The 26,160-nt window shown below is 72.6% G+C and carries 22 protein-coding genes and 1 pseudogene; 12 read left to right on the top strand and 11 right to left on the bottom strand.

Annotation, left to right across the window (positions count from 1 at the left end; translation table 11 throughout):
• The first annotated feature begins 25 nt into the window (after nt 1-25).
• The gene (gene hemE, locus Vau01_RS01685) at nt 26-1,069 is read left to right on the top strand and encodes a uroporphyrinogen decarboxylase (protein ID WP_203986233.1); all 1,044 of its coding nucleotides are present in this window, start codon (nt 26-28) and stop codon (nt 1,067-1,069) included.
• On the opposite strand, the gene Vau01_RS01680 is transcribed toward hemE, so the two are convergent.
• Nucleotides 1,043-1,792: an SDR family NAD(P)-dependent oxidoreductase gene (locus Vau01_RS01680; RefSeq protein WP_203986230.1), complete on the bottom strand. Its 750-nt coding sequence runs from the start codon at nt 1,790-1,792 to the stop codon at nt 1,043-1,045. The genes hemE and Vau01_RS01680 overlap by 27 nt on opposite strands.
• Before the next feature lie 19 nt (nt 1,793-1,811).
• Here Vau01_RS01680 and hemG point away from each other — a divergent pair, with 19 nt between their 5' ends.
• Nucleotides 1,812-3,152 carry a protoporphyrinogen oxidase gene (hemG, locus tag Vau01_RS01675; RefSeq protein WP_239151217.1) on the top strand — a complete coding sequence of 447 codons (1,341 nt, stop codon included), beginning with the start codon at nt 1,812-1,814 and terminating at the stop codon, nt 3,150-3,152.
• Nucleotides 3,149-3,844 (top strand): hydrogen peroxide-dependent heme synthase, encoded by a 696-nt coding sequence (gene hemQ, locus Vau01_RS01670; RefSeq protein WP_203986226.1) that lies wholly within the window; start codon nt 3,149-3,151, stop codon nt 3,842-3,844. The genes hemG and hemQ overlap by 4 nt, the downstream gene beginning before the upstream one ends.
• A gap of 3 nt (nt 3,845-3,847) precedes the next feature.
• Here the strand turns inward: hemQ and Vau01_RS01665 are convergent, their stop codons facing one another.
• Nucleotides 3,848-4,288: a GNAT family N-acetyltransferase gene (locus Vau01_RS01665; protein WP_203986224.1), complete on the bottom strand. Its 441-nt coding sequence runs from the start codon at nt 4,286-4,288 to the stop codon at nt 3,848-3,850.
• A 198-nt stretch (nt 4,289-4,486) separates the two neighbouring features.
• Here Vau01_RS01665 and Vau01_RS01660 point away from each other — a divergent pair, with 198 nt between their 5' ends.
• Complete coding sequence (locus Vau01_RS01660; protein ID WP_239151216.1) at nt 4,487-5,632, top strand: LCP family protein; 1,146 nt, start codon at nt 4,487-4,489, stop codon at nt 5,630-5,632.
• A 7-nt stretch (nt 5,633-5,639) separates the two neighbouring features.
• Here the strand turns inward: Vau01_RS01660 and msrB are convergent, their stop codons facing one another.
• Nucleotides 5,640-6,062, bottom strand: coding sequence for a peptide-methionine (R)-S-oxide reductase MsrB (gene msrB / locus Vau01_RS01655; protein ID WP_203986220.1), 423 nt, complete (start codon nt 6,060-6,062; stop codon nt 5,640-5,642).
• Nucleotides 6,063-6,159: 97 nt separating this feature from the next.
• Between msrB and Vau01_RS01650 the strand changes: the two genes are divergently transcribed.
• The 4 genes from Vau01_RS01650 to def all read left to right on the top strand — a co-directional run bounded on the left by Vau01_RS01650 (nt 6,160) and on the right by def (nt 9,490).
• A complete protein-coding gene (locus Vau01_RS01650; RefSeq protein ID WP_203986217.1) occupies nt 6,160-7,278 on the top strand; it encodes a hypothetical protein in 1,119 nt (372 codons plus the stop codon).
• Nucleotides 7,279-7,339: 61 nt separating this feature from the next.
• Nucleotides 7,340-8,362: a non-homologous end-joining DNA ligase gene (ligD, locus tag Vau01_RS01645; RefSeq protein WP_203986213.1), complete on the top strand. Its 1,023-nt coding sequence runs from the start codon at nt 7,340-7,342 to the stop codon at nt 8,360-8,362.
• Nucleotides 8,362-8,877, top strand: coding sequence for a glycine cleavage system transcriptional repressor (locus Vau01_RS01640; protein ID WP_203986211.1), 516 nt, complete (start codon nt 8,362-8,364; stop codon nt 8,875-8,877). Before ligD ends, Vau01_RS01640 begins: the two co-directional genes overlap by 1 nt.
• Before the next feature lie 103 nt (nt 8,878-8,980).
• Entirely contained in the window at nt 8,981-9,490 is a 510-nt protein-coding gene (gene def / locus Vau01_RS01635) for a peptide deformylase (protein WP_373320148.1), read from the top strand.
• Here the strand turns inward: def and Vau01_RS64495 are convergent.
• Nucleotides 9,487-12,345, bottom strand: coding sequence for an Hsp70 family protein (locus tag Vau01_RS64495; RefSeq protein WP_203986208.1), 2,859 nt, complete (start codon nt 12,343-12,345; stop codon nt 9,487-9,489). The genes def and Vau01_RS64495 overlap by 4 nt on opposite strands.
• Nucleotides 12,346-12,399: 54 nt before the next feature.
• Nucleotides 12,400-13,638 carry a hypothetical protein gene (locus tag Vau01_RS01625; RefSeq protein WP_203986206.1) on the bottom strand — a complete coding sequence of 413 codons (1,239 nt, stop codon included), beginning with the start codon at nt 13,636-13,638 and terminating at the stop codon, nt 12,400-12,402.
• A gap of 399 nt (nt 13,639-14,037) precedes the next feature.
• On the opposite strand from Vau01_RS01625, the gene Vau01_RS01620 reads away from it, so the two are divergent.
• The 3 genes from Vau01_RS01620 to Vau01_RS01610 all read left to right on the top strand — a co-directional run bounded on the left by Vau01_RS01620 (nt 14,038) and on the right by Vau01_RS01610 (nt 17,348).
• Nucleotides 14,038-14,607, top strand: coding sequence for an HD domain-containing protein (locus Vau01_RS01620; protein ID WP_203986205.1), 570 nt, complete (start codon nt 14,038-14,040; stop codon nt 14,605-14,607).
• Nucleotides 14,608-14,650: 43 nt separating this feature from the next.
• Nucleotides 14,651-15,754, top strand: a complete 1,104-nt coding sequence (locus Vau01_RS01615) for an ATP-dependent DNA ligase (protein WP_373320151.1) — start codon at nt 14,651-14,653, stop codon at nt 15,752-15,754.
• A 73-nt stretch (nt 15,755-15,827) separates the two neighbouring features.
• Nucleotides 15,828-17,348, top strand: coding sequence for an alpha/beta hydrolase (locus Vau01_RS01610; RefSeq protein WP_239151215.1), 1,521 nt, complete (start codon nt 15,828-15,830; stop codon nt 17,346-17,348).
• Here Vau01_RS01610 and Vau01_RS01605 read toward each other — a convergent pair.
• Nucleotides 17,308-17,730: pseudogene (locus Vau01_RS01605) on the bottom strand (potassium channel family protein); the annotation flags it as partial. The gene Vau01_RS01610 and the pseudogene Vau01_RS01605 overlap by 41 nt on opposite strands.
• Nucleotides 17,731-17,884: 154 nt before the next feature.
• Between Vau01_RS01605 and Vau01_RS63115 the strand changes: the two are divergent.
• Nucleotides 17,885-18,757 carry a DUF2637 domain-containing protein gene (locus Vau01_RS63115; RefSeq protein WP_239151214.1) on the top strand — a complete coding sequence of 291 codons (873 nt, stop codon included), beginning with the start codon at nt 17,885-17,887 and terminating at the stop codon, nt 18,755-18,757.
• 113 nt (nt 18,758-18,870) lie between these two features.
• On the opposite strand, the gene Vau01_RS01595 is transcribed toward Vau01_RS63115, so the two are convergent.
• Genes Vau01_RS01595 through Vau01_RS01575 form a run of 5 tightly spaced genes read right to left on the bottom strand, consistent with a single transcriptional unit; the run spans nt 18,871 to nt 26,141 of the window.
• On the bottom strand, nt 18,871-19,719 hold the full coding sequence (locus tag Vau01_RS01595; protein WP_203986600.1) for a DNA-3-methyladenine glycosylase family protein: 849 nt from the start codon (nt 19,717-19,719) through the stop codon (nt 18,871-18,873).
• 43 nt (nt 19,720-19,762) lie between these two features.
• A complete protein-coding gene (locus Vau01_RS01590; RefSeq protein ID WP_203986202.1) occupies nt 19,763-20,734 on the bottom strand; it encodes a hypothetical protein in 972 nt (323 codons plus the stop codon).
• Entirely contained in the window at nt 20,731-23,214 is a 2,484-nt protein-coding gene (locus tag Vau01_RS01585) for an AAA family ATPase (RefSeq protein ID WP_203986200.1), read from the bottom strand. The genes Vau01_RS01590 and Vau01_RS01585 overlap by 4 nt, the downstream gene beginning before the upstream one ends.
• Nucleotides 23,214-24,359: an exonuclease SbcCD subunit D gene (locus tag Vau01_RS01580; protein ID WP_203986198.1), complete on the bottom strand. Its 1,146-nt coding sequence runs from the start codon at nt 24,357-24,359 to the stop codon at nt 23,214-23,216. Before Vau01_RS01580 ends, Vau01_RS01585 begins: the two co-directional genes overlap by 1 nt.
• 12 nt (nt 24,360-24,371) lie before the next feature.
• Nucleotides 24,372-26,141 (bottom strand): ATP-binding protein, encoded by a 1,770-nt coding sequence (locus Vau01_RS01575; RefSeq protein WP_203986195.1) that lies wholly within the window; start codon nt 26,139-26,141, stop codon nt 24,372-24,374.
• Between the last annotated feature and the right edge of the window lie 19 nt (nt 26,142-26,160).

Genomic DNA, 26,160 nt, shown 5'->3' with positions numbered 1-26,160 from the left:
AGGGGCACGGATAGCATGACGGGCGATGAACGAGTCGCGTATCACCCCTTTTCTGGCCGCCTGCCGCGGTGAGGCAGGTCCGCACACGCCGGTCTGGTTCATGCGTCAGGCCGGGCGGTCGCTGCCGGAGTACCGGGCGCTCCGGGCCGGGCTGCCGATGCTGGAGGCGTGCCGGCAACCGGATCTGATCTGCGAGATCACGATGCAGCCGGTGCGGCGGCACAAGGTCGACGCGGCGATCCTGTTCAGCGACATCGTGGTGCCGCTCGCCGCGGCCGGCGTCGACGTCGACATCAAGCCCGGCGTCGGGCCGGTGGTCGCCGAGCCGGTGCGCGACAAGGCGGCCGTGGCGAAGTTGCCGCACCTCTACGCCGACTCGGTGAGCTTCGTCGCGGAGGCGGTGGAGCTGCTGGTCAAGGAGCTCGGCGGCACGCCGCTGATCGGCTTCGCCGGTGCCCCGTTCACGCTGGCCAGCTACCTCGTGGAGGGCGGGCCGTCGCGTACCCACGCGAAGACCAAGGCGCTCATGTACTCGGCGCCGGAGGTGTGGCACGCGCTCTGCGAGCGGCTGGCCGCGATCACGTCGACCTTCCTCAACATCCAGATCGGGGCGGGCGCCGCGGCGGTGCAGCTGTTCGACTCGTGGGCCGGCGCGCTGTCGGAGGCCGACTACCGGCACTACGTCCTGCCGCACTCGACGACCGTGCTCGAGGGCCTGCCGGGCGGGGTGCCGCGGATCCACTTCGGCGTCGGCACCGGTGAGCTGCTCGGCGCGATGGCCGAGGCGGGCGCCGACGTGATCGGTGTCGACTGGCGCACCCCGCTGTCGGCCGCCGCCGCCCGGGTGCCCGGCACGCCGTTGCAGGGCAACCTCGACCCGTGCGTGCTGCTCGCCCCCGACGACGTGATCGACCTGGAGGTGCGTCGCGTGCTCGCCGACGGCCGCCGGGCGCCGGGGCACGTGTTCAACCTCGGCCACGGCGTGCTGCCCGAGACCGACCCGGGCAAGCTGACCCGCGTGGTCGAGCTGGTGCACGAGTACTCAGCGGTTCCGGGCGCCCAGCCGTAGGCCCGGCCACGACCCGTCGGCGTACCAGCCGCCGTCGACGTTCAGCATCGTGCCGTTGACGAACCCGCTGCGCGCCGGGTCGCCGAGGAACGCGATCGCCTGCGCGATGTCGTCGGGCTGGGCGAACCGGCCCATCGGCACGTGCTCGGTGATGTCGGTGTCGACGTAGAGCGCGCTGGCCTGCGCGTCGACGTCCATCTCCGTCTTGACCCAGCCCGGGCAGACCGCGTTGACGCGGACGCCCCGGCCGCCCCACTCCACCGCCAGCGTGCGGGTGAGCCCGACCAGCCCGTGCTTGCTGGCGTTGTAGGCGGCCCGGTCGGCGATGCCCATCAGCCCGGCCACCGAGGCGACGTTGACGATCGAGCCGGCACCGGCCGCCAGCATCGGCCGGCCGAACGCCTGGCACAGCAGGAACGAGCCGGTGAGGTTCACGTCGATCACCCGGCGGAACCGGGCCGGCTCGATGCCCTCGGCCGGGCCGATGTCGGCGATCCCGGCGTTGTTCACGAGCACGTCCACGCGGCCGAAGGCGTCCAGCACCCGGCCCGCGAAGGCGTCGACGGACGCGTCGTCGGCCACGTCGCCGGTGACGCTCAGCGCGAACCCGTCGACCGGCTGCCGATCGAGGACGGCCACCGCGTACCCCTGGGCGGTGAGGACCTCGGCGGTGCGCCGGCCGATGCCCTGTGCGGCACCCGTGACAACTGCGACTCGCGACATGGTGGGCAGAATAGGACGCATGCGGATCGTTGTCGTCGGCGGCGGGGTCGCCGGTCTGGCCGCGGCCCACCGGGCCGCCCAGCTCGGAGCCGAGGTGCACGTCGTCGAGCAGTCGCCGGCCGTGGGCGGGAAGCTGCGCACGGTGCCGTTGCCGTCGGGTGCCCGGGTCGACTCCGGCGCCGAGGCGTTCGCGGTGCGCGATCCGCAGACCGGGGAGCCGAGCCCGGCGTTCCAGCTGGCGCACGAGCTGGGCATGGCGGGCGATCTGGTGTCGCCGCAGGTGAGCCGGGCCGCGGTGCTCGGTTCCGGCGGGCTGGAGCCGATCCCGGCCGGCACGCTGATGGGCATCCCGGGCGACGCGGCCCTGGAGACCGCGCCGTTCAACGGGCCGCTGCTGGCGGCGGGCGCCGACGTCGCGGTGGGCGAGCTGGTCCGGCGGCGGCTGGGCGCCGCGGTGGTCGAACGGCTGGTGGACCCGATGCTGGGCGGCGTGTACGCCGGGCGCGCCGACGACCTGTCGCTCGCGGCGACGATCCCGGCGCTCGCCGCCGCCTGCACCGAGTTCCCGACGCTCACCGGCGCGGTGCGGGCGGTGCTGGCGGCGCGACCGAAGGACACCACGCCGCTGTTCAAGACGCTGGGCGCCGGCCTGGGTGGACTGATCGACGCGCTGGCGGCCGCGGTGGGGGAGGACCGGATCCACACCGGGCGGCCGGTGCGGGAGCTGTGCCGGGCCGGCCGCGGCCAGTGGCGGCTCACCGTGGGCTCGACCCGCGACCCGGAGAACCTGCTGGCCGACGGGGTGGTGCTCGCGATACCGGCGCGGCCGGTCGAGCGGCTGCTGGCGAACGTGGCGCCGGCCGACCTGAAACTGGACTACGCGAGTGTGGCGTTGGTCACCGTGGCGCTGCCGGAGGCAGCCCTGCCCGAGTACTCGGGATTCCTCGTGCCGGCCGGTGGGCGTAATCATATAAAAGCCGCGACCTTCCTCGACCGCAAGTGGCCCCATCTGCGCCGACCCGGTCGAACGCTGGCCCGTGTCTCGCTCGGGCGGTTCGGCGAGGAGAGCGTGCTGCAGCGGCCCGACGGCGACCTGGTGGAAATCGCGGTGGCCGACCTGGCCGCGATCGTCGGGACGCCGCGCCGGGCCCTGGAGTCGGCGGTGCACCGCTGGGGCGGGGCGCTGCCGCAGTACGCGCCCGGGCATCCGGCGCGGGTGGCGGCGGCGCGCGCGTCGTTGCCGGCCGGGCTCGCGCTGGCCGGCGCCGCGTTCGACGGCGTGGGCATTCCGGCGTGCGTGCGGTCGGGCCGGACGGCGGCGGAGGCCGTCGTGGCGGCGGTGGAACAATCCATGGCATGACGTCGAACGCCTCCCGGATCCGGGACCTGAACGACACCATCCGGTACACGTTGTGGTCGGTGTTCAAGGTGTCCTCGCCGCTCGGGGATTCACGGGCGGAGGTCGCGGCGCAGGCCGACGAGTTCTTCGGGCAGCTCGCCGGCAAAGACGTCACCGTGCGCGGGCTGTACGACGTGGCCGGCCTGCGGGCCGACGCCGACCTGATGATCTGGTGGCACGCGCCGTCGGCCGACCTGCTGCAGGACGCGTTCGGCGCGTTCCGGCAGACGACCCTGGGGCGGCACCTGACCCCGGTGTGGTCGTCGATGGCGCTGCACCGGCCGGCCGAGTTCAACAAGAGCCACATCCCGGCGTTCCTCGCCGGCGAGCCGGCGCGGGCGTACGTGTGCGTGTATCCGTTCGTGCGGTCGTACGAGTGGTACCTGCTGCCCGACGAGGAGCGGCGCGACATGCTGGCCGAGCACGGCCGGCAGGCGCGCGGGTACCCCGACGTGCGGGCGAACACGGTGGCGAGCTTCGCGCTGGGCGACTACGAGTGGATGCTGGCGTTCGAGGCCGACGAGCTGCACCGCATCGTGGACCTGATGCGCGAGCTGCGGGCGTCGCGGGCGCGGCGGCACGTGCGCGAGGAGGTGCCGTTCTACACCGGCCGGCGCCGTGACGTCGTCGACCTGGTGGCCGGATTGCCTTAGGCCCTAAGGCTTGCGCATCGGAATGTGGGGGATGCCGTCCTCCAGGTACTCCGTGCCGGCCGGCTCGAAGCCGAACTTGCTGTACCAGGCGACGAGGTGGCTCTGCGCGTCGAGCACCGTGGGCGCCGCCGGGTCGGCCTCCAGGGCCGCCGCCATCAGCCGCCTGGCGTGTCCTTCGCCACGGGCCTTCGGCGCGGTGACGACGCGCCCGATGCGCATCGTGCCGTCGGGTTCGGTGAGGAGGCGGAGGTAGGCGAGCGGCTCGGCCGGGTCGGCACCGGCTGTGACCCACAGGTGTCGGGTTCCCGGCTCGGTGTCGCGGCCGTCGAGCTCGGGGTAGGGGCAGGCCTGCTCGACCACGAACACGTCGACCCGCAGTTTCAGCAGGGCATACAGGACATCCGGGGCCAGATCGGCGAATGACTCGTTATGGATCGTTGTCATTGGCCGGCCTTCCTGAACATTCTTTAAACTTACTCTCAGCAACCCTTGAGCTTGAAGATGGCGCGCCCGTATTAACGTGGATTTGATCATTACTCAAACAACGGAACACGAGGCTTGGCCCGTTCTAGAGGTATGGGGTCCACACGGATGAGCGCCGGAGCGCGGCCAGCACGTGCGGGCACGGGTCAACCGCGACCCGTGCGCCGCCGCGACCCACTCTGGGCGAAACTGTTCGTGTTGTTCGGTGCCCTGCTGATGGTCGCCGCCGGTGGCGCGATCGTCGGGAAGAACGTGCTGTTCAGCTACGCCACCCGCAGCGTGGCGGAGCAAGACCTGTTGGGCTCGGCTGGGTCGGCCAACCTGCAGAAGGGCCACGTCGACATCACCGGCGCGAAGAACGTGCTGCTGGTGGGCGTCGACCAGCGGCCGTGGGAGGAAGAGGGCAGCGACCTCATCCGGGCCGACTCGATCATCATCCTGCACATCCCGGCCGACCACGCGTCGGCGTACCTCATCTCGATCCCGCGCGACACCTGGGTGGAGATCCCGCCCTTCGACAACGGCGTCGAGAAGTTCGGCCGCCAGCACGACAAGATCAACGGCGCGTACGCGCTCGGGGGCAAGGGGCTCACCGGCACGAAGGCGCGGGCCAAGGCGATCGAGCTGCTCGCGCTGACCATCAAGGAGCACTGGCAGATCACGTTCGACGCGGCGGCGATCGTCGACTTCACCGGTTTCAAGGACGTGGTGAACGTGCTGGGCGGCGTCGACATGTACGTCGACCAGGAGGTCACGTCGGTGCACGTCGGGTTCACCGCCAGCGGCGAGCAGAAGGTTCCGTACAAGCAGTACAACTGCAACGGCGGCGCCACCTGCCTGCAGGCGATCCCCGGCGTGACGCCGAAGAAGTACCACGTCGGGTACCAGCACCTGGAGCCGTGGGAGGCGCTCGACTACGTGCGCCAGCGCGAGACGCTGCCGAACAGCGACTACGACCGGCAGCGGCACCAGCAGCAGTTCATCAAGGCGCTGTTCAAGAAGATGCTGAGCAAGGACGTCGTCACCAACCCGTTGCAGTTCAACAAGGTGGTCGACGTGGTCGGCAAGGCGATGACCGTCGATACCGGCGGCATCGACCTGGAAGACTGGGCGTTCGCGATGAAGGGCATCGGCGGCGACGACGTGGTGACCGTGAAGACCAACAACGGCACGTTCAACGCCTCGCCGGAGAACCGCGGCGCGGAGGCCCTCGACGACCTGACGCTGGAACTGCTGGCCGCGGTGCGCGAGAACCGGGTGGCGGCGTTCCTGGCCGGCCACGCGGATCTCGCGACCACGAGCTGACCCGTTCCTACGCGCCCGGTTCGAGGCGGATCGACAACGAGTTGACGCAGTGGCGGGTGTCCTTCGGGGTCACCCGCTCGCCGCGGAACACGTGCCCGAGGTGGGAATCGCAGTTGGCGCAGCGGATCTCGGTGCGCACCATGCCCAGCGTCCGGTCTTCGATCTCGACGACGGTGCCCGGGATCGCGTCGTCGAAGCTCGGCCAGCCGCAGTGGGAGTCGAACTTGGCGGTGCTGTCGAAGAGTTTCGCCCCGCACGCGCGGCAGTGGTACACGCCGGCCGTCTTGGTGTCGACGTACTCGCCGCTCCACGGCGGCTCGGTGCCGGCCTGACGGAGCACCCGGAACTCGGCCGGGGTCAGCCGGACCCGCCATTCGTCTTCGGTGCCGGGTAACTCCCGGGTGGCGCCGTCGTTTGTGTCTTCGGTCATCCCACAACGGTACGTCGGCGCGCCTGCCCGTTTTATTGCTATTTGACGGCTATGGTGCCCCTGCTGTTCATGATGCGGATGATGACGGGGAGTCCTAATGAGGAAGCTGGTGGGCGCGCTCGCCATGAGCGCGGCCGGCGCGGTCGGCGCGCTCGCTCTGGCACCTGCCTCGGCACAGGCCGTCCCGGCCGCGCCGGTGCTCGAGGCGTGCGGCTGCGGAGCCTTCGGCCAGTGGCTCCCCGGCGGCGACACCGGCACCGGGGTCGGCATGAGCGGTGACGCGGACGGGCACGGTGCGGGCCGGAGCTATGGCGCGGGTTCTGCGTATGGCCCGGGTTCTGCCTCTGGCGCGGGTTCGGCGTCCGGCGGCGGCCGGGTGGTCAAGGCCGGTCGGGCGTCGGGCGGCGGTGCGGCGTCGGATGCGGGTTATGGCAATGGTGGGGGACGGGGCGGGTCCGGTCACGGTTCCGGCGGCGGTCACGGGACCGGCGGCGGGCCCGGGACTGGTGGCGGGCCCGGGACTGGTGGCGGGCCCGGTGGCGGGCAGGGGACCGGTGGCAGTGGGACCGGTGGTCAGGGAGGCAACGGGTACGGCGGTACCGGGGGTGAGGGGCCGGGCGTCGGTGGCCCCAGCGGGACCGGTGGCGAAGGTCCGGGTACGCCGGGTGGCGAGGGTCCCGGTGGGCCGGGTGGCGGACAGCCCAGCGGCAACGGGGGTGCCAGCGGCGGCGAGGTTCCCGGCGGGACCGGTGGTGCGGGGCCGGACACGCCGGGCGGTGAGGGTCCGAGTGGGCCGGGAGGTGGGCAGCCCAGCGGCAACGGGGGTGCCAGCGGCGGCGAGGTTCCCGGTGGTGAGGGTCCCGGCGGGCCGGGGGGCGGGCAGCCCAGCGGCAACGGGGGAGCCAGCGGCGGCGAGGTTCCCACCGGGAGCGGTGGTGAGGTTCCCGGCGAGGTGCCTACCGGCAACGGTGGGGCCAGTGGCGGTGAGGTGCCCGGCGGCGAGTCGCCCGAGGGGCCGGGGGGTGGCATCACCGGCGTCCCGGACACCGGTACCCCGGGCGGTGGCGGTCAGGGTGGTCTGGCCACGACCGGTGCGCCGGTCGGGGCGTTGGCGGGTGGCGGTGCGGCGCTCGTCGCGGCCGGTGGGTTGCTCGTGTACGGGGGACGGGCGCGGCGCCGTCCGTCGCCGCGGCCGCGGGCTGCCGGCGTCCAGTAAAGCTTTTGCCCTGGACGGTGCCCGCCCCCGGATCGGGGCGGGCTGCATTAGGGTCGCCCCTATGGCGAAACCGGAAGTGGCGCAGATCGAGGTGGCCGGTCGCCCGGTGCGGTTGACCAGCCCAGACAAGGTCTACTTCCCGCAGCGTGGTTATACCAAGCGCGACGTTTTCGAGTATTACCTCGCCGTCGGCGACGGGATCTTCCGGGCGCTCCGGAACCGGCCGACGACGTTGCAGCGATTCCCGGAGGGCATCGAGGGCGAGATGTTCTTCCAGAAGCGGGTGCCGACGCGCGGCGTCCCCCCGTGGGTCGAAACCGCCACGATCGCGTTCCCCAGCGGCCGCACCGCCGACGAACTGTGCCCGGGCGACCTCGCCCACGTGGCGTGGGCGGCGCAGATGGGCACGATCGTGTTCCACCCCTGGCCGGTGCGGAGCGCGAACGTCGACAACCCCGACGAGCTGCGCATCGACCTCGACCCGCAGCCGGGCACCGACTTCGACGACGCGGTGGAGGCGGCGGGCGCCCTGCGCGAGGTGCTCGAGGAACTGGGCTGGACCGGCTGGCCGAAGACGTCCGGCGGGCGCGGGGTGCACGTCTACGTGCGGATCAAACCCGACTGGAACTTCGTCGACGCGCGGCGGGCCGGCATCGCCCTGGCCCGCGAGGTGGAGCGGCGCCGGCCCGACAAGGTCACCACCAACTGGTGGAAGGAGGAGCGCGGGCAGCGCGTGTTCATCGACTACAACCAGATGGCCCGCGACCGCACGATCGCCTGCGCGTACTCCCTGCGCGCCAACGCCCGCGCCACCGCGTCGGCACCGGTCACCTGGGACGAACTCACCGAGGTGGAACCCGACGACTTCGACCTGCGCACCATGCCGAAGCGGTTCGCCGAGATCGGCGACCCGCACGCCGGCATCGACGACTCGGCGGTCGACATCACGCCGCTGCTGGAGTGGTTCGCGCGCGACGAGGCCGACGGGCGCGGCGACATGCCGTACCCGCCGGAGTATCCGAAGATGCCGGGTGAACCGAAGCGGGTGCAGCCGAGCAAGGACCGAGACCTGAAGGACAAATAGTGGGGGAACTGGCCGTCACGGTCATCGGCCACGACCGGCCGGGCATCATCGCCGACGTGGCGGAGGTGCTCTCGGGCCTGGGCATGAACCTGACCGACTCGACGATGACGCGCCTGCGCGGTCATTTCGCGATGACGCTCATCTGCACCGGCGACCCGGACCCGGCCGACGTGGAGGCGGGGCTCGCCCCGCTCGCCGCCGACGGGACGCTCGACGTCTCGGTGCGGCCCGTGCGACCGGAACCCGAACCGGCCGCCGGTGGGCTGCCGTACGTGCTGACCGTGCACGGCGCCGACCGCCTGGGCATCGTCGCCACGGTGGCCCGCGCGGTGGCCGAGTTCGGCGGCAACGTCACCGATCTGACCACGCGGCTGGCCGGCGACCTGTACCTGCTGGTGGCCGAGGTCGACATCCCGCCGGCCGATGCCGGGCGGCTCACCGAGCGGCTGGCCGGGGTCGCCGGCGTGTTGAACGTCGACGTGGCGTTGCGCCCCGGCGAAGCCGACGTCCTGTGACCGAGCACGTGTGCGAGGGCACCATTCGGTTCAGTGGAGCCGGTGAACTCGCGGAGCGGGTTCAGCGGCTCCGAGGCTGCATCTCGCGGAGCGAGGTGCAGCCGTGACGGGATCCGTCCGGCCGGTGTTCAGGGCGCCGGCCGGGGTGCTCGGCACGGCGGGCGAACCGGTGGACCCGTCGGCGCCCGAGATCCGGCAACTGGTCGAGGACCTGTTCGCCACGATGGCGGTCTCGCCCGGGTGCGTGGGGCTGGCCGCGCCGCAGATCGGGGTGTCGGCCCGGGTGTTCGTCGTCAATGTCGTCGACCATCCGAAGACCCGTACCTGCCACGGGCCCTTCGCGCTGTGCAACGCCGAGGTCGTGTCGGCCAGCAAATGGGAGAAGGGCCGCGAGGGCTGCATGTCGGTGCCGGACCTGACCGGCGACGTACGGCGCGCCGGCAACCTGGTGGTCACCGGGGTGGCACCGGGCACGGGCGAGCAAGTGGAGATCCGGACCGACGCGTTCGAGGCCCGCGCGCTGCAGCACGAGATCGACCACTGCGCCGGCCTGCTGTTCCTCGACCGGGTGGCGGGTGCCCACGCCGTCTATGCCCGGAAGACGTACCTCTAACCGCGGGCGGCGCGCATGGCGACGATCGTCGCCTGGGTCTCGTCCCGGATCGCGGTGACCTCGTTGTGCAGGTCCCAGTAGTTGGGACGGGGCACCGAGGCCGCCCGGGCGGCGGTCTGCGCGCGGCTGGCCAGGGCGTCGAGCCGCTGGCCGTACTCGGCCGGCACGGCCGGTGAGAGCATCTGGAACAGCCGCTGGGCGTCGCGGACCACGAACTGGGCCCGCTCCACCGGACCCTTCGGGTCTTCGGCGAGCTTCTCCAACGTCGCCAGCCGGCCGGTGACCTCGGCCACGGCGGCCGTCGCCTCCTCCAGCGCCTGACGGGTGTCGGCGATCGCCGTGCGCACCAGCGACCAGTTGCCGTTCCCGGCGTGCCGCTCGGCGATCGTGAACATCTCCTTGGCGGTGCGGAACTGGCGCTTGGCCCGCGGCTCCATCGGCTCGATGTCGCGGAACGTGCCGTGCACGAACCTGCGGCGCATCGTGCTCAGGGCCTCGGTGAGCTTGGTGATGTGGTGCTCCACCACGTCGATCCGGGTGCGGACGGAGCTCAGCGCGCGGCGCAGCTCCTCCTGCTCGGCGGCCGGGTCGGCGGCGGGTCGGGAGCTCGACCCGGAGACCGGGTTCTGGACCCGGGGAGGCGTCGCCGGCGGCGGCGGGGCGGCCGGCGGCATCGCAGGGGTGGCCCGGGACGCGGTCGGTGGCGTCGCCCGGCCGGTGGGGCCACCGGTGGGCGCGCCGGGCCCGGAGCGGCCGGCGGTGGGCGCGCTGGGCCCGGAGCGGCCGGCGGCGGGTGCGCCGGGTGCGGCGCGGCCGGTGCCGGGTGCGGCGGGTTCGGCGCGGCCGGGTGCGGCGCGGCCCGCGGCGGGCGGGGTCGGCTCGGTGCGGCGGGGTTGAGACGGCTGGGTCGGCTGGCGGGGTGGGGCGGGTGCGGCGGCCTGCGGCGGGGGTGTGGGGACGTTGCCGGCCCAGATCACACCGGCCGCCGCCTCCGGGAACTCCTCGTCGGGGAAGTCGAAGTCGCCGTCTTCGTCGTCGGTGGAGGCCGGCACGGGGGCCAGCGGGCGGGACGCGTCGGGCAGGGGTGGCGGCTCGAACGGGACCTGGTCGGGGATCGGCTCGTCGCCGGACGGACGGGCGCCGGCCTCCTCGGCCGGAACCCGCCACATGCCGGTGGGCTCGTCGCCGGGCAGGGGGCGGGCGGGTCCGGCGGGTGGGGGTGGGGAGGCCGGTGGACCGGAGCTCGGCCACAGGGGCGCGGTGCGGTCCTCTTCCGGTGCCGCGTGCCGTCCACCGCCCGACGGTCCGGATCGGGGCGGTTCGGCTCGGGGTGGCTCGGATCGGCGGGACGGTTCGTTCCGGGGTGGTGCCGGTGGGGCGGCGGGCTGCACCGTGCCGGTCTGGGCCCAGATGGGTTGCGGGCCGGCCGGTGGCTGCGCGGGCCGGTGCGGAGGGGCGGTCGGTGGCGTCGCGGGCTGCTGCGGACCCGACTGGTATCCCGGCCCCGGCGAGTACGTCGGCCCGGGCGAGTACGCCGGGCCACCGGACGTCGGGGCGCCGGAGGTCGGGCCGGCGGCGTATGCCGGGCTACCGGACGTCGGGCCGGGCGAGTACGGGCCGGACGGGTAGGAGCCCGTCGCGTAGGCGGGACCGGCCGGGTAGGCGCCGGTCTGGCCGGCGTAGGCCGGGGCCGGCCCGGACTGGAAGCCGCTCGGTGCCGCGTACGGGCCGCCCACCCCGCCGCGCATCAGGTCCACGCGCTCGTTCGGCCGGGCCGCGCGGACCGCGCCCAGCGACCGCAAAGCGCCCTCGGCCACCGCGAGTTCCGGGGACTCGATGACCGTCGGCGGGATGCCCAACTGCTGGTGCAGCAGGGTGGCGGCCAGCGGGATGCGGCTCGACCCGCCCACCAGGAACAGGCCCGCGATGCCGTCGGGCGCCACCCGGGCCTGCGCGATCACCGCCCGGGTGGCCTCGACCGTGCGGACCAGGATCGGCCGGGCCAGCTCGTTGAACTGCTCGCGGCCGAGCGGCGCGTCGGTTTCGAAGAGGGGGACGTGCACCAGCGTCGCCGGTTGGCGGGACAGCATCTCCTTGCCGGCGCGAACGTCGTCCCATAAAAGAATCGACGAACGCAGGTCGGCCGGCGTGCCCGGTTCCACCAGGCGTTGCCAGGATGCGGCGTCCTGCGGGCCGTACACGGTGCCCAGGTAGCCGACGATCGCGGCGTCGATGTTGATGCCGCCGGTGTCGGCCAGGCCGTCGCTGGCGAGGACCTCGAAACCGGTGGGGCTGCGCCGCACCACCGAGGCGTCGAAGGTGCCGGCGCCGAAGTCGTAGACCACGATGCTCGACCCGACCGGCACGGAGACGTCGGGCGTGTTCAGGAACGACCAGCCGGCCGCGACGGGCTCCGGCACCAGCGTCACCGACGGCAGGCCGGCCCGGCTCGCGGCGGCCTGGAGCACGCCGCAGCGGTTGCGGTCCCACCCGGCGGGATACGTCAGCGTCGCGCCCTCGATGGCGCCACCGGCGACCCGGCGCGCCTCGCCGACCACGCGACCCAGCACGGCGGCGATCATGTCGACGACCGCCACGTCGACGCCGCCCAGCCGCACCGAGCGGGCGGCGATCCGGCGCTTCGGGTTCGGGTCGAAGCCCTCCGGAGCGGAGCGGGCCGCGTGCAGGGCGTCACGGCCGACGAGCAGGCGACGGTCGCGGGTGAGGCAGACGGCGGACGGGAGCACCGGCGCGCCGTCGACGAGCAACTGGCGCATCGTGCCGGTGGGGGTGGCGAGCACGGCGACGGTGTTGGTCGTCCCGAAGTCGACCCCCAGCCGAAAGCCCCCTGCCACGACCACAACATTAACTACGCCGCGCCCGAACCCGGGAACCCACTCCCTAACGCTTTAGCTTCCGCGCAGGCGGCGGACCACATCGGCCGTCTCGTCGCGGATCCGGGCGAGGTCGCGGTCGAGGCGCCAGAAGTCCGGGTGAGGTGCCGTGAAGGCGTCCTCGACGGTGGTCACCCGGCGCACCAGCGAGTCGAGTTGCGTGGCGTAACGCTGGTCGACCCGACCGCCCATGAACACGAACAGCTTCTGCGCCTCCCGCACCGCGAACCGGGTGCGTTGCACGGCCGTCTGGGGGTCGCGCTTGAGCTCGCGGAGGAGATCGTGCCGCTGGGTGACGGCGTCGACGGCGGCACCGGCCGTGTCGAGGGCCTGACGGGCGGTGGTGATCGCCGCCCGGGCGGCCGGCAGGTTGCGCCGCACCAGCTGGCGTTCGGCCTCGGCGACCTGCTGGCGGGCGGTGTCCATGGCGGCGTCGGCCTCCGCCGGCCGTTGCTCGACGTCGGCGTAGGAGCTGCTGACGAACGTGCGGCGGAGCGCGCTGAGCGTCTCGTCGAGCCGCTGACGGCGGTTGGCCACCGCGTCGTACCGGGTATGCGCGGAGGCCAGGGCGCGCGTCACGTCGTCCCGTTGCTCTTTGATCGTGTCGGCAAGCTCGCGGGCCCGGACGGCGGCCGCGATGACCGTGTCGGCGGCCTCGACCGCCGCGCGGAGCCCGTGCGCCGCGGCGCCCTCGGCCAGGACGGCGCGGGCCCGCTCGGCCTCGGCCAACGCCGCGACCGCATCGTGCGCGGGGGTGCCCGCCTGATCGGCGCGCGCCACCGCCGCGTGCGCGGCCGCGATCGCGGCGTCGGCGTCGCGTCCGGCGGCGGCGAGACGGGCGAGCGCACCCTCGACCGTGGCGAAGCGGCTCCGGTGCCGCTCGGTGAACGCGGTGGTGTTCGCGAGTGCCTGCTTCATCACATGCTCGGCGCGGCGGAGCGACGCCTCGGCCTCGCGGGCACGGCGCTCGGTGAGATCGGTCTCGACGTCGTACTGCTCGGTGACCCGCAGATAGCCGGCCGCGGCGCCGTCGGCCTCCGCGAGGACGTTCCCCCACTCGGTGCTCAGGACCGCGCTGGTCGGACCCTTTTCCAGGGCGGCGTACGCGTCGACCTGGAGGGCGGTGGACCGCTGGACGCTGTCGAGGTCGACGAACGCCGTGGCGGCCGTCGCCGCGGCGTCCCGCGCGCGCAGCAACGCCTCGTCGCGGCCCCGCCGCCACCAGCGCGTCGTACCCGCGCCCTGCGCGGTCACCCGTCACCCCCACGGTTCTCGGCCGTCCTTGGTCGGCAGCCGCTACTGTAGGCCGCGCCTTCACGGTGCGCGCGCTCTACGCCACTGCTGTGAGGATTGCCGACACCTCCGCCCGAACCTCGTCGGGCGACCTCGTGAGACGGTCGTGGGCGCCGTCAAGTTCGAAGTTGGTGCGGGTGGTGGGGTCGAACACGTCGAGGTAGACCGTTCGTTTCCGGGTTCGGACCGGCACCTGCCGGCGCAGGCCGGGGATGCCGCGACTGCCTGGCGCAGCACGTGGACGGGCACGACGGCGAGTGCGTCGGAGCGGCGAGGCCGCGCGGGCAACGTGCGAGGCCACGCATCGAGCGTCGTATATGGAAGCGGCCCACGCGTACCACGCGGAGTACCGTCCATCGGGTGGGTTTGCGACGTGCGTTGACGGATTCCGACGACACGATTTTGCCGCTGCCCGCCACCGCGGCCGAGTTGCTCGAGGCGCTCGCCGCACCACCGCGTCTCGGCGCGCACCTGCGGGCCGTGCACCACGTCGCGCACCGGCTCACCGGCGACCTCGAGAAGGAGGGGCTCGCCGTCGACCGCGCCGCCGTGCTCTTCGGGGCCGCCACCCACGATATCGGCAAGGTCCGCCACCCCGAGGAGTTGGAACAGCCCGGGCACGCGCACGAGCCAGCCGGGTACGAGCTGCTGCTCAACTACGGGGTGCCGCACGAGCTGGCCCGCTTCGCGGGCACCCACGGCAGCAGCTGGCACAACCCGGACTCGCCCACCGAGGATCTCCTGGTGAGCCTCGCCGACAAGGTGTGGAAGGGCGCCCGCGTCACCGCGCTCGAACAGGCGGTGCTGCAGCGGATGAACGGCGAGGAGTGGGACGCCTTCCTGCGGCTCGACAACGTTCTCAGCAAGCTTGCCCGGCAAGCCGACGATCTGCTGGCATTTCAGTTCCGTCACCCGGTGCGGGACATGTGAGGATGGCCAGGTGAAGCTACCTATCGCGCCGCCGGTGGAACCGATGCTCGCGAAGAGCGTCGCCAAGATCCCCACCGCTGACGGTATGTCGTACGAGCCGAAGTGGGACGGGTTCCGCTGCATCGTCTTCCGCGACGGCGACGAGGTGGAACTGGCCAGCCGGGGCGGCAAGACGCTCACGCGCTACTTCCCCGAGGTGGTCGAGCAGGCAAGAGCTCAACTACCGGAAAGATCAGTGACAGACGGCGAGATCGTGGTGATCCGCCGCGAGGAGGGTCAGCAGCCCAAGCTGGACTTCGAACTGCTCGGCCAGCGCATCCACCCGGCCGCCAGCCGCGTGAACATGCTGGCGGAGAAGACCCCGGCCAGTTTCATCGCGTTCGACCTGCTGGCGCTGAACGACGAGAACCTGATGGAGACCCCTTTCAAGGAACGGCGCGCGAAGCTCGAAGAGGCCATGCGACACGTGCGACCCCCGGTCCACGTCACCCCGGTGAGCACCGATCCCGAGGTGGGCAAGCACTGGTTCGAGCTGTTCGAGGGCGCCGGCCTCGACGGCATCATCGCCAAACCGGCCGACATCGCGTACGAGCCCGGCAAGCGGCTCATGTTCAAGATCAAGCACTCCCGCACCGCCGACGCGGTGGTGGCCGGCTTCCGGTGGCACAAGTCCGGGCCGATCATCGGGTCGCTGCTGCTCGGCCTCTTCGACGACGAGGGGAACCTGCACCACGTCGGCGTCTCCGCGAGCTTCCCGATGGAGCGCCGCAAGGAACTGGTCGAGGAGCTCGCGCCGTACCGGGAGAACGCCGCCGAGACGCACCCGTGGCAGTGGGGTCACGCACCGGTCGGCGCCGCGTTCGACCCCCTCAAGCCCGGCGAGGAGGTACCGGACCCGGTCGGAACGGCCCAGCGGCTGCCCGGCGGCGTCAGCCGCTGGACCGGCAAGAAGGACCTGAGCTGGGTCCCGCTGCGCCCCGAGCTGGTGATCGAGGTCGGCTACGACGCCATGGAGGGGGACCGGTTCCGCCACACCGCCCAGTTCAAGCGCTGGCGTCCCGACCGCGAGCCCCGCTCGTGCACCTACGACCAGTTGGAACGCCCGTCACGGATCGACGTGGACTCGGTCCTCGACGGAACAGCCTAAGGCCGCGTTAAAACGGCCTGAGGTCTCCGTCCGGGGCGGCACATGCGCCCACCCCGAAGTTAGGCTCAAGAACGTGAGGCACCCCACCCCAAGACTTGCCGTCGTCGCGGCCGTCGTCCTGCTGCTCGCCGGCTGTGTCTCGCCGCCTACGCGGTGGGCGGCGCCGATCTCGGGCGACCCGGCGCCCTCGGGATCCACGGCGGCCGGCGTCACGCCGCCCGTGTGGGGTCCGTGCGACGACTACCGCGACGTCCCCAACGTCACGCTGGAATGCGGCGTGATGAAGGTGCCGCAGAACTGGACCGCGCCCAACGGCAAGACGTTCGACATCGCGCTCCTCAAGGCGAAGTCGAGCCGGCAGAGCCGGCGGATCGGGTCGCTGGTGGTCAACCCCGGCGGCCCGGGCGGCTCCGGTGTCGACCTGGCGTACTACCTCTCGCAGGGGCTGCCCGAAGACATCATCTGGAAGTTCGACATCGTCGGGTTCGACCCGCGCGGCGTGGGCAAGTCCAGCCCGGTCGAGTGCTTCTCCGACGAAGACCTCGACGCGAACTTCGGCTACGACCCCGACCCGGTGAGCCAGGCCGACTTCGACGGGCTGGTGGCGCTGGCCCGGAAGATGGCGCAGGAGTGCGGCGACAAGTACGGCGACACGCTGTCGCTGTTCTCCACCGAGCAGGCGGCCCGCGACATGGACGCGGTGCGCGCCGCCGTCGGCGACGAGAAGCTGACCTACCTCGGCTACTCGTACGGCACGCTGCTCGGCGCCACCTACGCCCAACTGTTCCCCACGAAGATCCGCGCCCTGGTGCTCGACGGCGCCGTCGACCCCGCGCAGAGCGGCAAGGACTCGTCGGAGGGGCAGGCGAAGGGCTTCGAACGGGCGTTCACCAACTTCGCGAACTGGTGCACGGCGGAGGGGGCGAAGTGCGCGATCGGGCCCGACGCGCGCGCGGCCGTCACCACGGCGCTGCAGGCGGCCCGCACGGCGCCGGTCGGCCAGCCCGGTGGCCGGAAGGCGACCGCCGGTTGGGTCTTCACGGCGGTCACCTCGTCGCTGTACAGCGAGCAGCGCTGGCCCGACCTGGCCGAGGCGCTGGCGAACCTGAAGGGCGGCGACCCGAAGGGCATCTTCGAACTCGCCGACAGCTACGCCGAGCGCGACTCCAGCGGGAAGTACTCGAACCTGTTCGACGCCAACCTCGCGGTCAACTGCACCGACGACGACAAGTCGGTCACGGTCGAGGAGGCGCGCCGGCTGCAGAGCGAGTGGCGCACCAAGTACCCGCTGTTCGGGGCGTCGCTCGCGCTGAACCTGATCTGCGCGCAGTGGCCCGGCAAGCGCGACCCGTACCCGGTCGGCAAGGCCGAGGGCGCGCCGCCGATCGTGGTGGTCGGCACGAAGGGCGACCCGGCCACGCCCTACGAGCAGACACCGGCGCTCGCGACCATGCTCGGGGTCGGCGTGGTGCTCACCTGGGAGGGCGAGGGGCACACCGCGTACCCGCAGACGCGGTGCATCAACAACGCCGTCAACGAGTACCTGATCAACCTCAAGGTGCCGCCGGTCGGTCAGAGCTGTCCGGCGCGCTAGAAGCGGCTTCCATCCGGTCCACGTAGGCCCGGATGGCCCGCAGGTTGGCCTTGATCTCCTCCTGCTCCTCGTGCCGGAACGCGTCCTGGTCGACGATGAGCTTGCTGGCGAAGTGGGCCGTGATCAGCGGCACCACCAGCAGCACCATGCTGGAGATCAGCACGCCGGCGAGGATCCGCCCGCCGGGAGTGGTCGGGTAGGTGTCGCCGTAACCGACGGTGGTCGCGGTCACGACCGCCCACCACACGGCGTCACCGACGCCCTTGTTCTCGAGAAGGCTGTAGATCACCGCGCTCGCGAGCACGAGCAGCAGGAACGTGGCGACGGTCGCCTTGGCGGAGTTGGCGATCCGGAGCAGGAATGCGAACAGGGTCTTCACGGGTGGATGGTGACGCCTCGGGGCAAGAAAGGTGTCCGATTGTCATCGATTCGTGATCAGCCACGCCAACCTCGGCGACACGCCGCCGTCGCTGCGTGCGCTATGGACGGCCGCTGTCGAGGATGACTCAGTCCGACCCGGATTGTGAGGAGTTCTCGTGTCACTTCGCCAGTTACGACGCGTCAGGTGGGCGGTTCGCGCCGTCCTCACGCTCGGAGTGGCCGCGAGTGTCGCGGCGAACATCCTGCACGCCAACCAGAACCCGATCGCGCAGGCCATCGCCGCCTGGCCGCCGCTGGCGCTGCTGCTCACGGTCGAGTTGATCTCGCGGGTCCCGGTCTACCGGCGCTCGCTCGCCGCCGTGCGCCTGGGCGCCACGGCCACGATCGCGGGCATCGCCGCCTGGGTCTCCTACTGGCACATGGCCGGCGTCGCCGCCCGCTATGGCGAGACCGGCGCCGCCCCGTACCTGCTGCCGCTGAGCGTCGACGGCCTGGTGGTGGTCGCGAGCGTGTCGCTGGTCGAGCTCGCGGGGCGGCTGCGGGCCATGCAGGAAAAGGACAATATGGGACGCGTTGCGCCCGTCCCGGAAGCGACCCCGCTGCCCGGGAACGGCGTCACCACGATCACCTCGGCCATGGCCGAGGTCCCCACCTCCGGTGGGTCCGAACTCGTCGAGACCAAGCCGCTGCTCCAGCCGGAGCCCGGGTCGCCGGTCCTGAGCGAGAACCTCCGCGAGAACCTCCGGGAGCACCTGGGCGAGCACTTCGGTGAACGGCTGGCCGCCGTGCGTCCGCGTCAACGCACCACCACGTCACCCGCCACCGCCCGGGCGACCGCCAGCGCCCGCGTGCCCACCGGTGCCCGCATCCCCGCGCAGGCCGCCCCCGCGCGCCGGGGCCGCCCCGTCGAGGAGACCCGTCGCCTGGCGGCCGAGCTGGCCGCGAGGCAACCCGACGCCACCACGGACGACCTCGCCAAGCAACTCGGCATCTCCACCCAACGTCTCCGCCGCGTCCTGTCCGCCTGACCCCGCCCCCTGACCCCACCCAGCCAGTCGATCTTGCAGTTGTGGTGCCTCTCAAACGGGGATAAAACCCACTGAACCCGGCACCACAACTGCAAGATCAACGGGGAGGGGGGTTAGAAGCGGGCGAAGGAGCGGATGGGCATCCTCGGGCCGAATTTTGGGGCGGAGTGGCCGGCCAGTTGTAGCAGGGTTACCACGCGGCCGCGGTGGCCGCGGAAGGGTTCGAGCAGTTCGAGCATGCGTTCGTCGGTGCCGCGGGGCTCGCCGGCCAGCGCCCAGGCGACCACGTTCTTGTGGTGGTAGTCGCCGACGCTCACGGCGTCGCCGTCGCTGAAGGCGACCCGTACCACCTCGGCGGCCGTCCACGCGCCGATGCCGGGCACCGAGGTCAGCAGGCGGGTGGCCAGGGCCGGGTCGGTGGCCTTCTCCAGGCGGACGGCGAACGCGGCGGCCCGCCGTACGGTGTCGGCGCGCTTCTGTTCGATGCCCCACGGGTGGAACTGCCAGTACGGCGTGGCCGCGACGTCGGCCGGGTCGGGCGACAGCATCAGGCGGGGCGGTGCCGGACCGGGGACGGGCGCCTTGAAGTGTCGCAGCAGGCCGCGGTAGCCGCGGGACGCCTCCCCGCCGGTCACCTTCTGGCCGAGGATTGCGGCCACCGTGTGGTGGAACAGCCGTCCCGTGGCCGGGATCCGCACCCCGGCGAACGTGCGCGCCAGCCGGCGCACGAGCGGGTGGTCGAACGCGGCGAGCCCGCTCACGTCGTCGTGCAGGCCGGCGATCGCGTCGGCGCGCGACAGCAGCCACGACGCGCCCGGTCCGTAGGCGAAAGCCGACAAAGAGGCGCCGGACACCCGAAGATGCAGCGAACCCGGCCCGTCGGGCGTCCGCGTGGCCCACCAGGCCTCGCGGTCACTCACCACCAGCGTCGGGTCGTTCGGGATCACGGCCAGGTGGCGCATCGACCGGGCGAGGTCGTAGCGATCCGGAACCGCGAACGAACGGTCAGACACCCGCGGGCTCCCGGTGGGCGGCGAGCGTCAGCGCCCGGTGCAGCAGCCGCCCGTCACCGAGCATGGTGCGCAGGCGGCGCTCCAGCCCCGCGATCGGCACCAGGTTCTGCGGCGCGCGGGGGTCCTTGTACGAGGTGGCGGCGAAGCGCGGCAGCGTCACCATCGACAGGTCGGCCAGCGCGATCGCGGCCTGCGCCGGCAGTTCCACCGAGCACTCGATGCGGGCCAGGTTGCTCCACGGCGCGCCGCCCGGGCCGGGCAGGCGCAGGTACCAGGTGTACTGCTCCCACCGGGTGCCGAGCTTGAACACCGGGCTGCGCTGGCCGGCCTTCAACGCCATGACCACAGAAGACTGATGGCCGTTCAGGTACCGCTTCTCGTGGCTCTTGATGTAGCCGAGCATGCGCGAGATCCCGGCCCGCCCGCGCAGCGGGCCGTCGGCGACCAGCAGTTCGTCGGCCGTCGACTCGTCGCGGGACTCGGCCAGCACCGACGACTCCAGCGCCTGGAGGTGCTGCTGCACCGCCGACGACATCGCCATCAGGTCGCCGCTCTTCGCCGGCAGCACCGGATACCGGCCGGCGGAGGTGACCAGCGCCGGCGCGCCGTTGGTGAACGGCGTGAACACCCCGCGCTGCACCCGGGCGGTGACCACCTCGGCGACGGCCCGCCGGAGGTCGCACCGCACCACCCCGGCGGCGTACGACGCGGCCAGCCCGGGCAGGACCGTGTTCTCGTCGCCGACCCACACCCGGGCGTCGGTGCGGCGGACGCCGTCGACCAGCAGGGCCACGTCGGGCGCCCGGACGTCGGGCGGCGGCGAGATCGGCTCCCACGCCTCGGCGGAGCGCTCGACGTCGAGCTCCAGCCGGGCCTCGGACGGTGTGCCGCCGCCGCCCGCGAAGTCGGGGCTCTCGACCGCGGCGCCGTACGTCGGGTCCCACGCCTCCACGAAGAGCTTCACAGCGCCGTCCGTTCCACGCGCGCCGTCCGCGCGTCCCGAGTGACCTCGAACCGTACCGGGATCCGCTCGGCGAGCGCCCGCACGTGCGTCACCACGCCCACCATCCGGTCGCCGCGCGCCGCGAGGTTCTCCAGCGTGGCCGCCACCGTGTCGAGGGTGGCGGCGTCGAGCGTGCCGAAGCCCTCGTCGAGGACGATCGACTCCAGCGACGCCGTGCCCGCCGACATGCCGGCGAGCTGCTCGGACAGCGCCAGGGCCAGCGCGAGCGACGCCTGGAACGTCTCGCCGCCCGACAACGTGCGCACCGCCCGCCGCAACCCGGCGTCGTGGTGGTCGACGACGAAGAACTCGCCCCGCTGGTGCACCAGGTCGTACTGGCCGCCGCTCAACTCGCGCAGGATGCGGGAGGCGCCCGCCACCAGGGCGTCGAGGGCCTCGGCGAGCAGCCACCGTTCGAACCGGTCGGCCCGCAGGTGGGTGGCCAGGGTCCGGGCCACCTGGGCGGTGCGCTCGTGGGTCGCGCGGTCGTCGCGGAGCCTGGACGCCTCGGCGATGCGCTCCTCGATCCGCCGCTGCGCCGCCTCGGCGCGTTCCACGGCGACCGCCGCGGCCCGCGCGTAGTCGCCGACCGGCACCGGCACCGCGGCGTTCTCGAACAGCGCGACCAGGGCGGCCCGCGCCGTCGCGACAGCCGCGTCGGCACCGGAGACGGCGGCCGCGGCGGTGTCGCGCGCGTCGCGCCGGGTGCCGGCCTGCTCGGACGCCCACGATGCCAACGCCGTCCAGGTACCCGCGAGGTCCTCCCGGTCGGCCGGGGGTGGGCCGAACGGAGCGAGCGCATCCCGCGTCACATCGAATTCCCGCCACGCGGCCCGGACCGCCGCCTCGGACGTCTCCGCCGCGGCCGCCGCGGCCCGTGCCGCCGTGCGCGCCTTGCGCACGGCGGCGGTGGCGTCGTCGCAGGCCTTGCGCTTGGCGTCGAGCTCGGCCAGGGAGCGCTTCAGGGTCGCGGGGTCGGGCGCACCGGCGAGCTGACTGTCCAATGTGGACATCCGACGGGCCGACGCCTCGGCCTGCGCCCGGCCGGCGGCCACGGCGCGGTCGAGGTCGCGCAGCGCGGTGGCGCGCGTCTCGACGACAGCGGCCGCCGTGTCGGCCTGTTTCCGGGCCACGACACCCGCCGCCTTCGCGCTTTCGGCCGCGTGCCCCTGGCCGCTCGATGGCAGTGCGGCGACCTTCTGCTCGCACACCGGGCACGGCTCGCCGAGCTTCAGGTGGGGGCGCAACTCGCCGGCCCGGTCGAGGGCCAGCGCGGTCTGGTAGGCCTCGCGGGCGTCGTCGAGCGCCTGCTGGGCCGCGGTGGCATCCGCCCGCGCCGCGGCCACGGCCGCCTCCGCCGTCGCATGCTCCTGAGCGGCCGACGCGAGCTGCTTCTCCAGCGCCTTCGCCTCGCGCTCCACCTTGGCCCGCTCGGCATGGGCGTCGAGCCAGCGCCGTTGGGCGGCGGGGTCACCGGCGGCCGTCAGTTCGGCGCGGAGCTTCTCCTCGTGCTCCTCGGCCTGGGTCACCGCCGTCGCGGCCTCGGCCGCCGCCGCGCGGGCATCGAGCGCCGTCCGGGTCAGGCCGTCGGCGGCCGGCGGCTTGTGCACCGCGGCCAACCGCGAGATCTCGGCATCGAGCGCGCTCAACGAGTCGCGGGCGTTGGCCGCTTGTTGCGTCGCGGCGGCGAGTTGCGGCAAGGCCAGATCAATTTCAACTGCGAGATGACGCGTTTCCTCGACCCTGGCTACGGAAATCCTTCTGGTCTCGTCGGTGGCGTCGGCGTACCCGGCGAGCAGGCCGTCGACGGCCTTCAGCTTGAGGTCGGCCTCGGCGGCGACCCCGCCGGCCTTCTCCCGCACCCGGCCGTAGATCTCCAGGCCCAGCAGGTTGACCAGGATCTTCTGCCGGTCGGCCGGCTTGGCGTGCAGGAACGCGGCGAACTCGCCCTGCGGCAGCACGACGCACTTGGTGAACTGCTCGTACGGCAGGCCGACGACGTCGGCGACCGCCTGGTCGACCTCGCCGGGGGTGCCGGCCAGGACCTCGCCGAGCTCGCCGTCGAGCGTCCCGCCGTCGTCGTCGAACCGGCTCAGGTCGAAGCCGTGCGGCAGCGCCTCCATGCCGGCCTGGCGGGTGGTCACCGCGCCCTTGCCGTCGCGCCGGATCACGCGGGTGAGCACGTACCGGGCGCCGGCCGTCTCGAACACCAGCCGTACCCGGCCCTCGGTGACGCTGGGCGCGAGCGCGTTGCCGATCGACGTCCGGTTGCCCCACCGGGGCACGGTGCCGTAGAGCGCGAAGCAGATCGCGTCGAGCACGGTGGACTTGCCGGCGCCGGTCGGGCCGACCAGCGCGAAGAAGTCGGTGTCGGTGAAGTCGACGGTGGTGGGCTCGCGGAAGACGGTGAACCCGGCGAGGTCGAGCCGCAGCGGTCGCATCAGCCCACCTCCTCGTAGAGCGTGCCGAACAGGTCCAGGGTGGCGTCGTCGACGTGGCCCCGGCTGTTCAGGTACTCGGTGAACAGGTCCCGCGGCGAGCGGCCGGCCCGGGTTCCGGTGGGCCGGTCGGTGGTGGTCTCGGGGAGCATCGCCGGGTCGATCCGGACCTCCAGCGCGTTCGGCAGCATGGCCTGCACCTCCTCGCGCAGGCCGGCCCGGGGCTGTTCCCGGACGAAGACGCGCAGCCACGAGCCGTCGTCGGGGAACTTCTCCAGGTCGGCGATCGTGCCGCGGATGGTGCGCAGGCGGGTGGCGGCGGTGATCTCCACCGTGCGGACCTTGGCCGCGGTGTTCTTCGTGACGTCGACGATCGACACCCCGGGCATGTTCTCGGTCTCGCCGAAGTCGATCGCGAGCGGGCTGCCGGAGTAGTGCACCACGCTCGGCCCGGGGACGGTCTGCGCGCGGTGCAGGTGGCCGAGCGCCACGAAGTGCGCCTTCTGCGGGAACACGCTGACCGGGACCGCGTAGCCCATGATCGTGTGCGCCTCCCGCTCGCCGCCGCCCTGGGTGGCGCCCAGCACGGTGAGGTGGGTGGTGATCAGGTTGATGGTGTCGGTGCCGAACGCGGTTCTTGTCAGGCTCTCGAGGAGGCGCGCGATGTGATCGGCGTACGTCTGGGTGGCCTCGGCGTCGGTGAGGTCGAACATCTCGGACGCCCGCACCGCGAACCGCTGCGAGAGGAACGGCAACGCGACCAGCCGCCACTCCTCCCCGCCCTCGGTGGTTCCCGCGACGATGTGGTCGCTCTGTCTCGCGCTGACCGCGCCGCGCAGGGTGATGCCGGCGGCCTCGGCCCACGGCCGCAGCGCGTCGAGGGCGGGCCCGTTGTCGTGGTTGCCGCCGATCGCGACCACGTCGGCGCCGGTTGCCTTGAGCGCGCTCAGGGCCCGGGTGACGACCTTGGTGGCGTCGGCCGTCGGGCTGGCCGTGTCGTACAGGTCGCCGGCGACGATCACCAGGTCGGGCCGCTCCTTGTGGGCTACCTCGACGACCTGGCCGAGCGCCTTGATCTGCTCGTCGAGCCGGGACTGGCCCTTGAGCACCTTCCCGACGTGCCAGTCGGACGTGTGCAGCAGTCGCACGCTGGGCCCTCTCTAGAACGGGATGTCGTCGTCGGACAGGCCGCCGACCGAGGCGCCGACCACGGCGAACGGGTCCTTCGTCTGAACGATCGAGCGCAACGCGCTGACCGGTGGCTCGCCCGCCTCGCCCGGCCGGGTCGCCCAGCCGGGGAACGGGAACTCGATGCAGAGCGGCACCGGGATGTCGGGCTGGCTGAGGAACATCGTGCCGGGCTTGGCGATCAGCGCGCGCTGGCGCTGTGCCGGCGGCAGGAAGCCGTACTCGGTGCGGCTGGCCTCGCTCGGGTCGAGCCGGCCGACGACCTTGATCGCGGCGTTGGTGACGATGCGCCGCTCGACCTCGCTGGCCGTCTGCTGGCAGCCGATGAGGACGACGCCGAGTGATCTTCCGCGTTCGGCGATGTCGAGGAGCACGTCCTTGATCGGCGACGAGCCCTCGCGCGGCGCGTACTTGTTCAGCTCGTCGAGCACCACGAACAGCAGCGGCTTCGCGGTGCCCGACTTCTCCTTGCGCTCGAACTCCGTCTTCAGCGTGACGCCGACGACGAACCGCTGCGCCCGGTCGGGCAGGTTGTGCAAGTCGACGACCGTGAGCTGGGCGCTCTCGGCCGTGTTGATCGAGTGCGGCCGCCGCTGGGCGAGGTCGCCGCGGATCAGCCGGGACAGGTCGCGCTTGCTGTTGATCAGTCGCCGGGCGAACGCGTTCACCGTGCCCAGGCCGACGGCGGTGCCGGTCCAGGCGAACCGGGTGGCCTCGTCGCCGAGCTGCTCGACCAGGTGGTCGACCAGGTGCTCGTAGCTGGCGATGCGGGTGCCCTCGAGCGTGATGGCGCCCTCGGCGGGTGCGGCGACCTTCTTGAGGTGCGCGGCGACCGAGTGGACCACCATCGTGTACTGCTGCCGCTCGTCGTCGGCGTCGGCGAAGACGTAGGGGAGCAGGCCGTCGGCGCAGAACTCGGCGAGCGTCCAGTAGAACGGGTCGACGCCGGTCATTCTCGCGTTCGTGTCGGGCGTGGCGTCGGCACCGCCGGCCCGCGGCGGCGCGTAGACCCGGACGTCGGGGAACGGGCCGGCGGGCAGGCCGAGGCGGGCGTAGCTCTCCCGGGTGGCATCGTCGAGCCTGGTGTTGGGGTGGTCGAGGAACAGCAGGTCCTCGCCCTTGACGTTGAAGATCAGCGCCTTCGTGTTGGCGCTCTCGCCGGCGCCGCCGAGCACGCCGCTCCGCAGCATCGAGTACATCAGGAACGTGGCGAAGCTGGTCTTCGTGGCCACACCCGAGATTCCGGAAATGGAGACGTGCGCGCCTCGCTGGCCGTCGATGAAGTCGGCGTTGAGGAACAGCGGCTCGCCGTCGCGGCCGAAGCCGATCGGCACCTGGCGGTCCATGCGGTCGAAGTAGAGCGCCTGTGCGCGGGCTTCACCCTTGGCGCGGTGGACGATCGCGCCCGGCTGCGGCGGCACGTAGACCTCGGGGGTGACCCGGGTGGTGGTGATCTCGGCCGCCTCCTGCACCTGGGCGGGCAGCGTGCCGTCGGCGATCGCGAACACGTCGGAGTCGAAGGCGGCGCCCTCGTGTCGGGCCCGCACAGCGGTGACCACGCCGGCGATGCTCACGCTGGACCCGTCGGGGAGCTCGCGGCTGGTGACCACGACGTCGTCGAGCTGGAGGTAGGCACCGCTGGCGACGGCCACCCAGAACTGCAGCGGCGTGGCGTCGGAGGTGCCCAGCACCCGGCCGACCGGGCTGCCGGCGGTCTCAGGGTCCACGCGGCGCCTCCTCATGATCGCACGTACGTTCGCA

It is taken from the genome of Virgisporangium aurantiacum, from assembly GCF_016863635.1.
GTDB classification, from domain to species: domain Bacteria; phylum Actinomycetota; class Actinomycetes; order Mycobacteriales; family Micromonosporaceae; genus Virgisporangium; species Virgisporangium aurantiacum.
The sequence above is the reverse complement of the archived record's forward strand: the minus strand, read 5'-3'. Positions and strand labels throughout refer to the sequence as shown.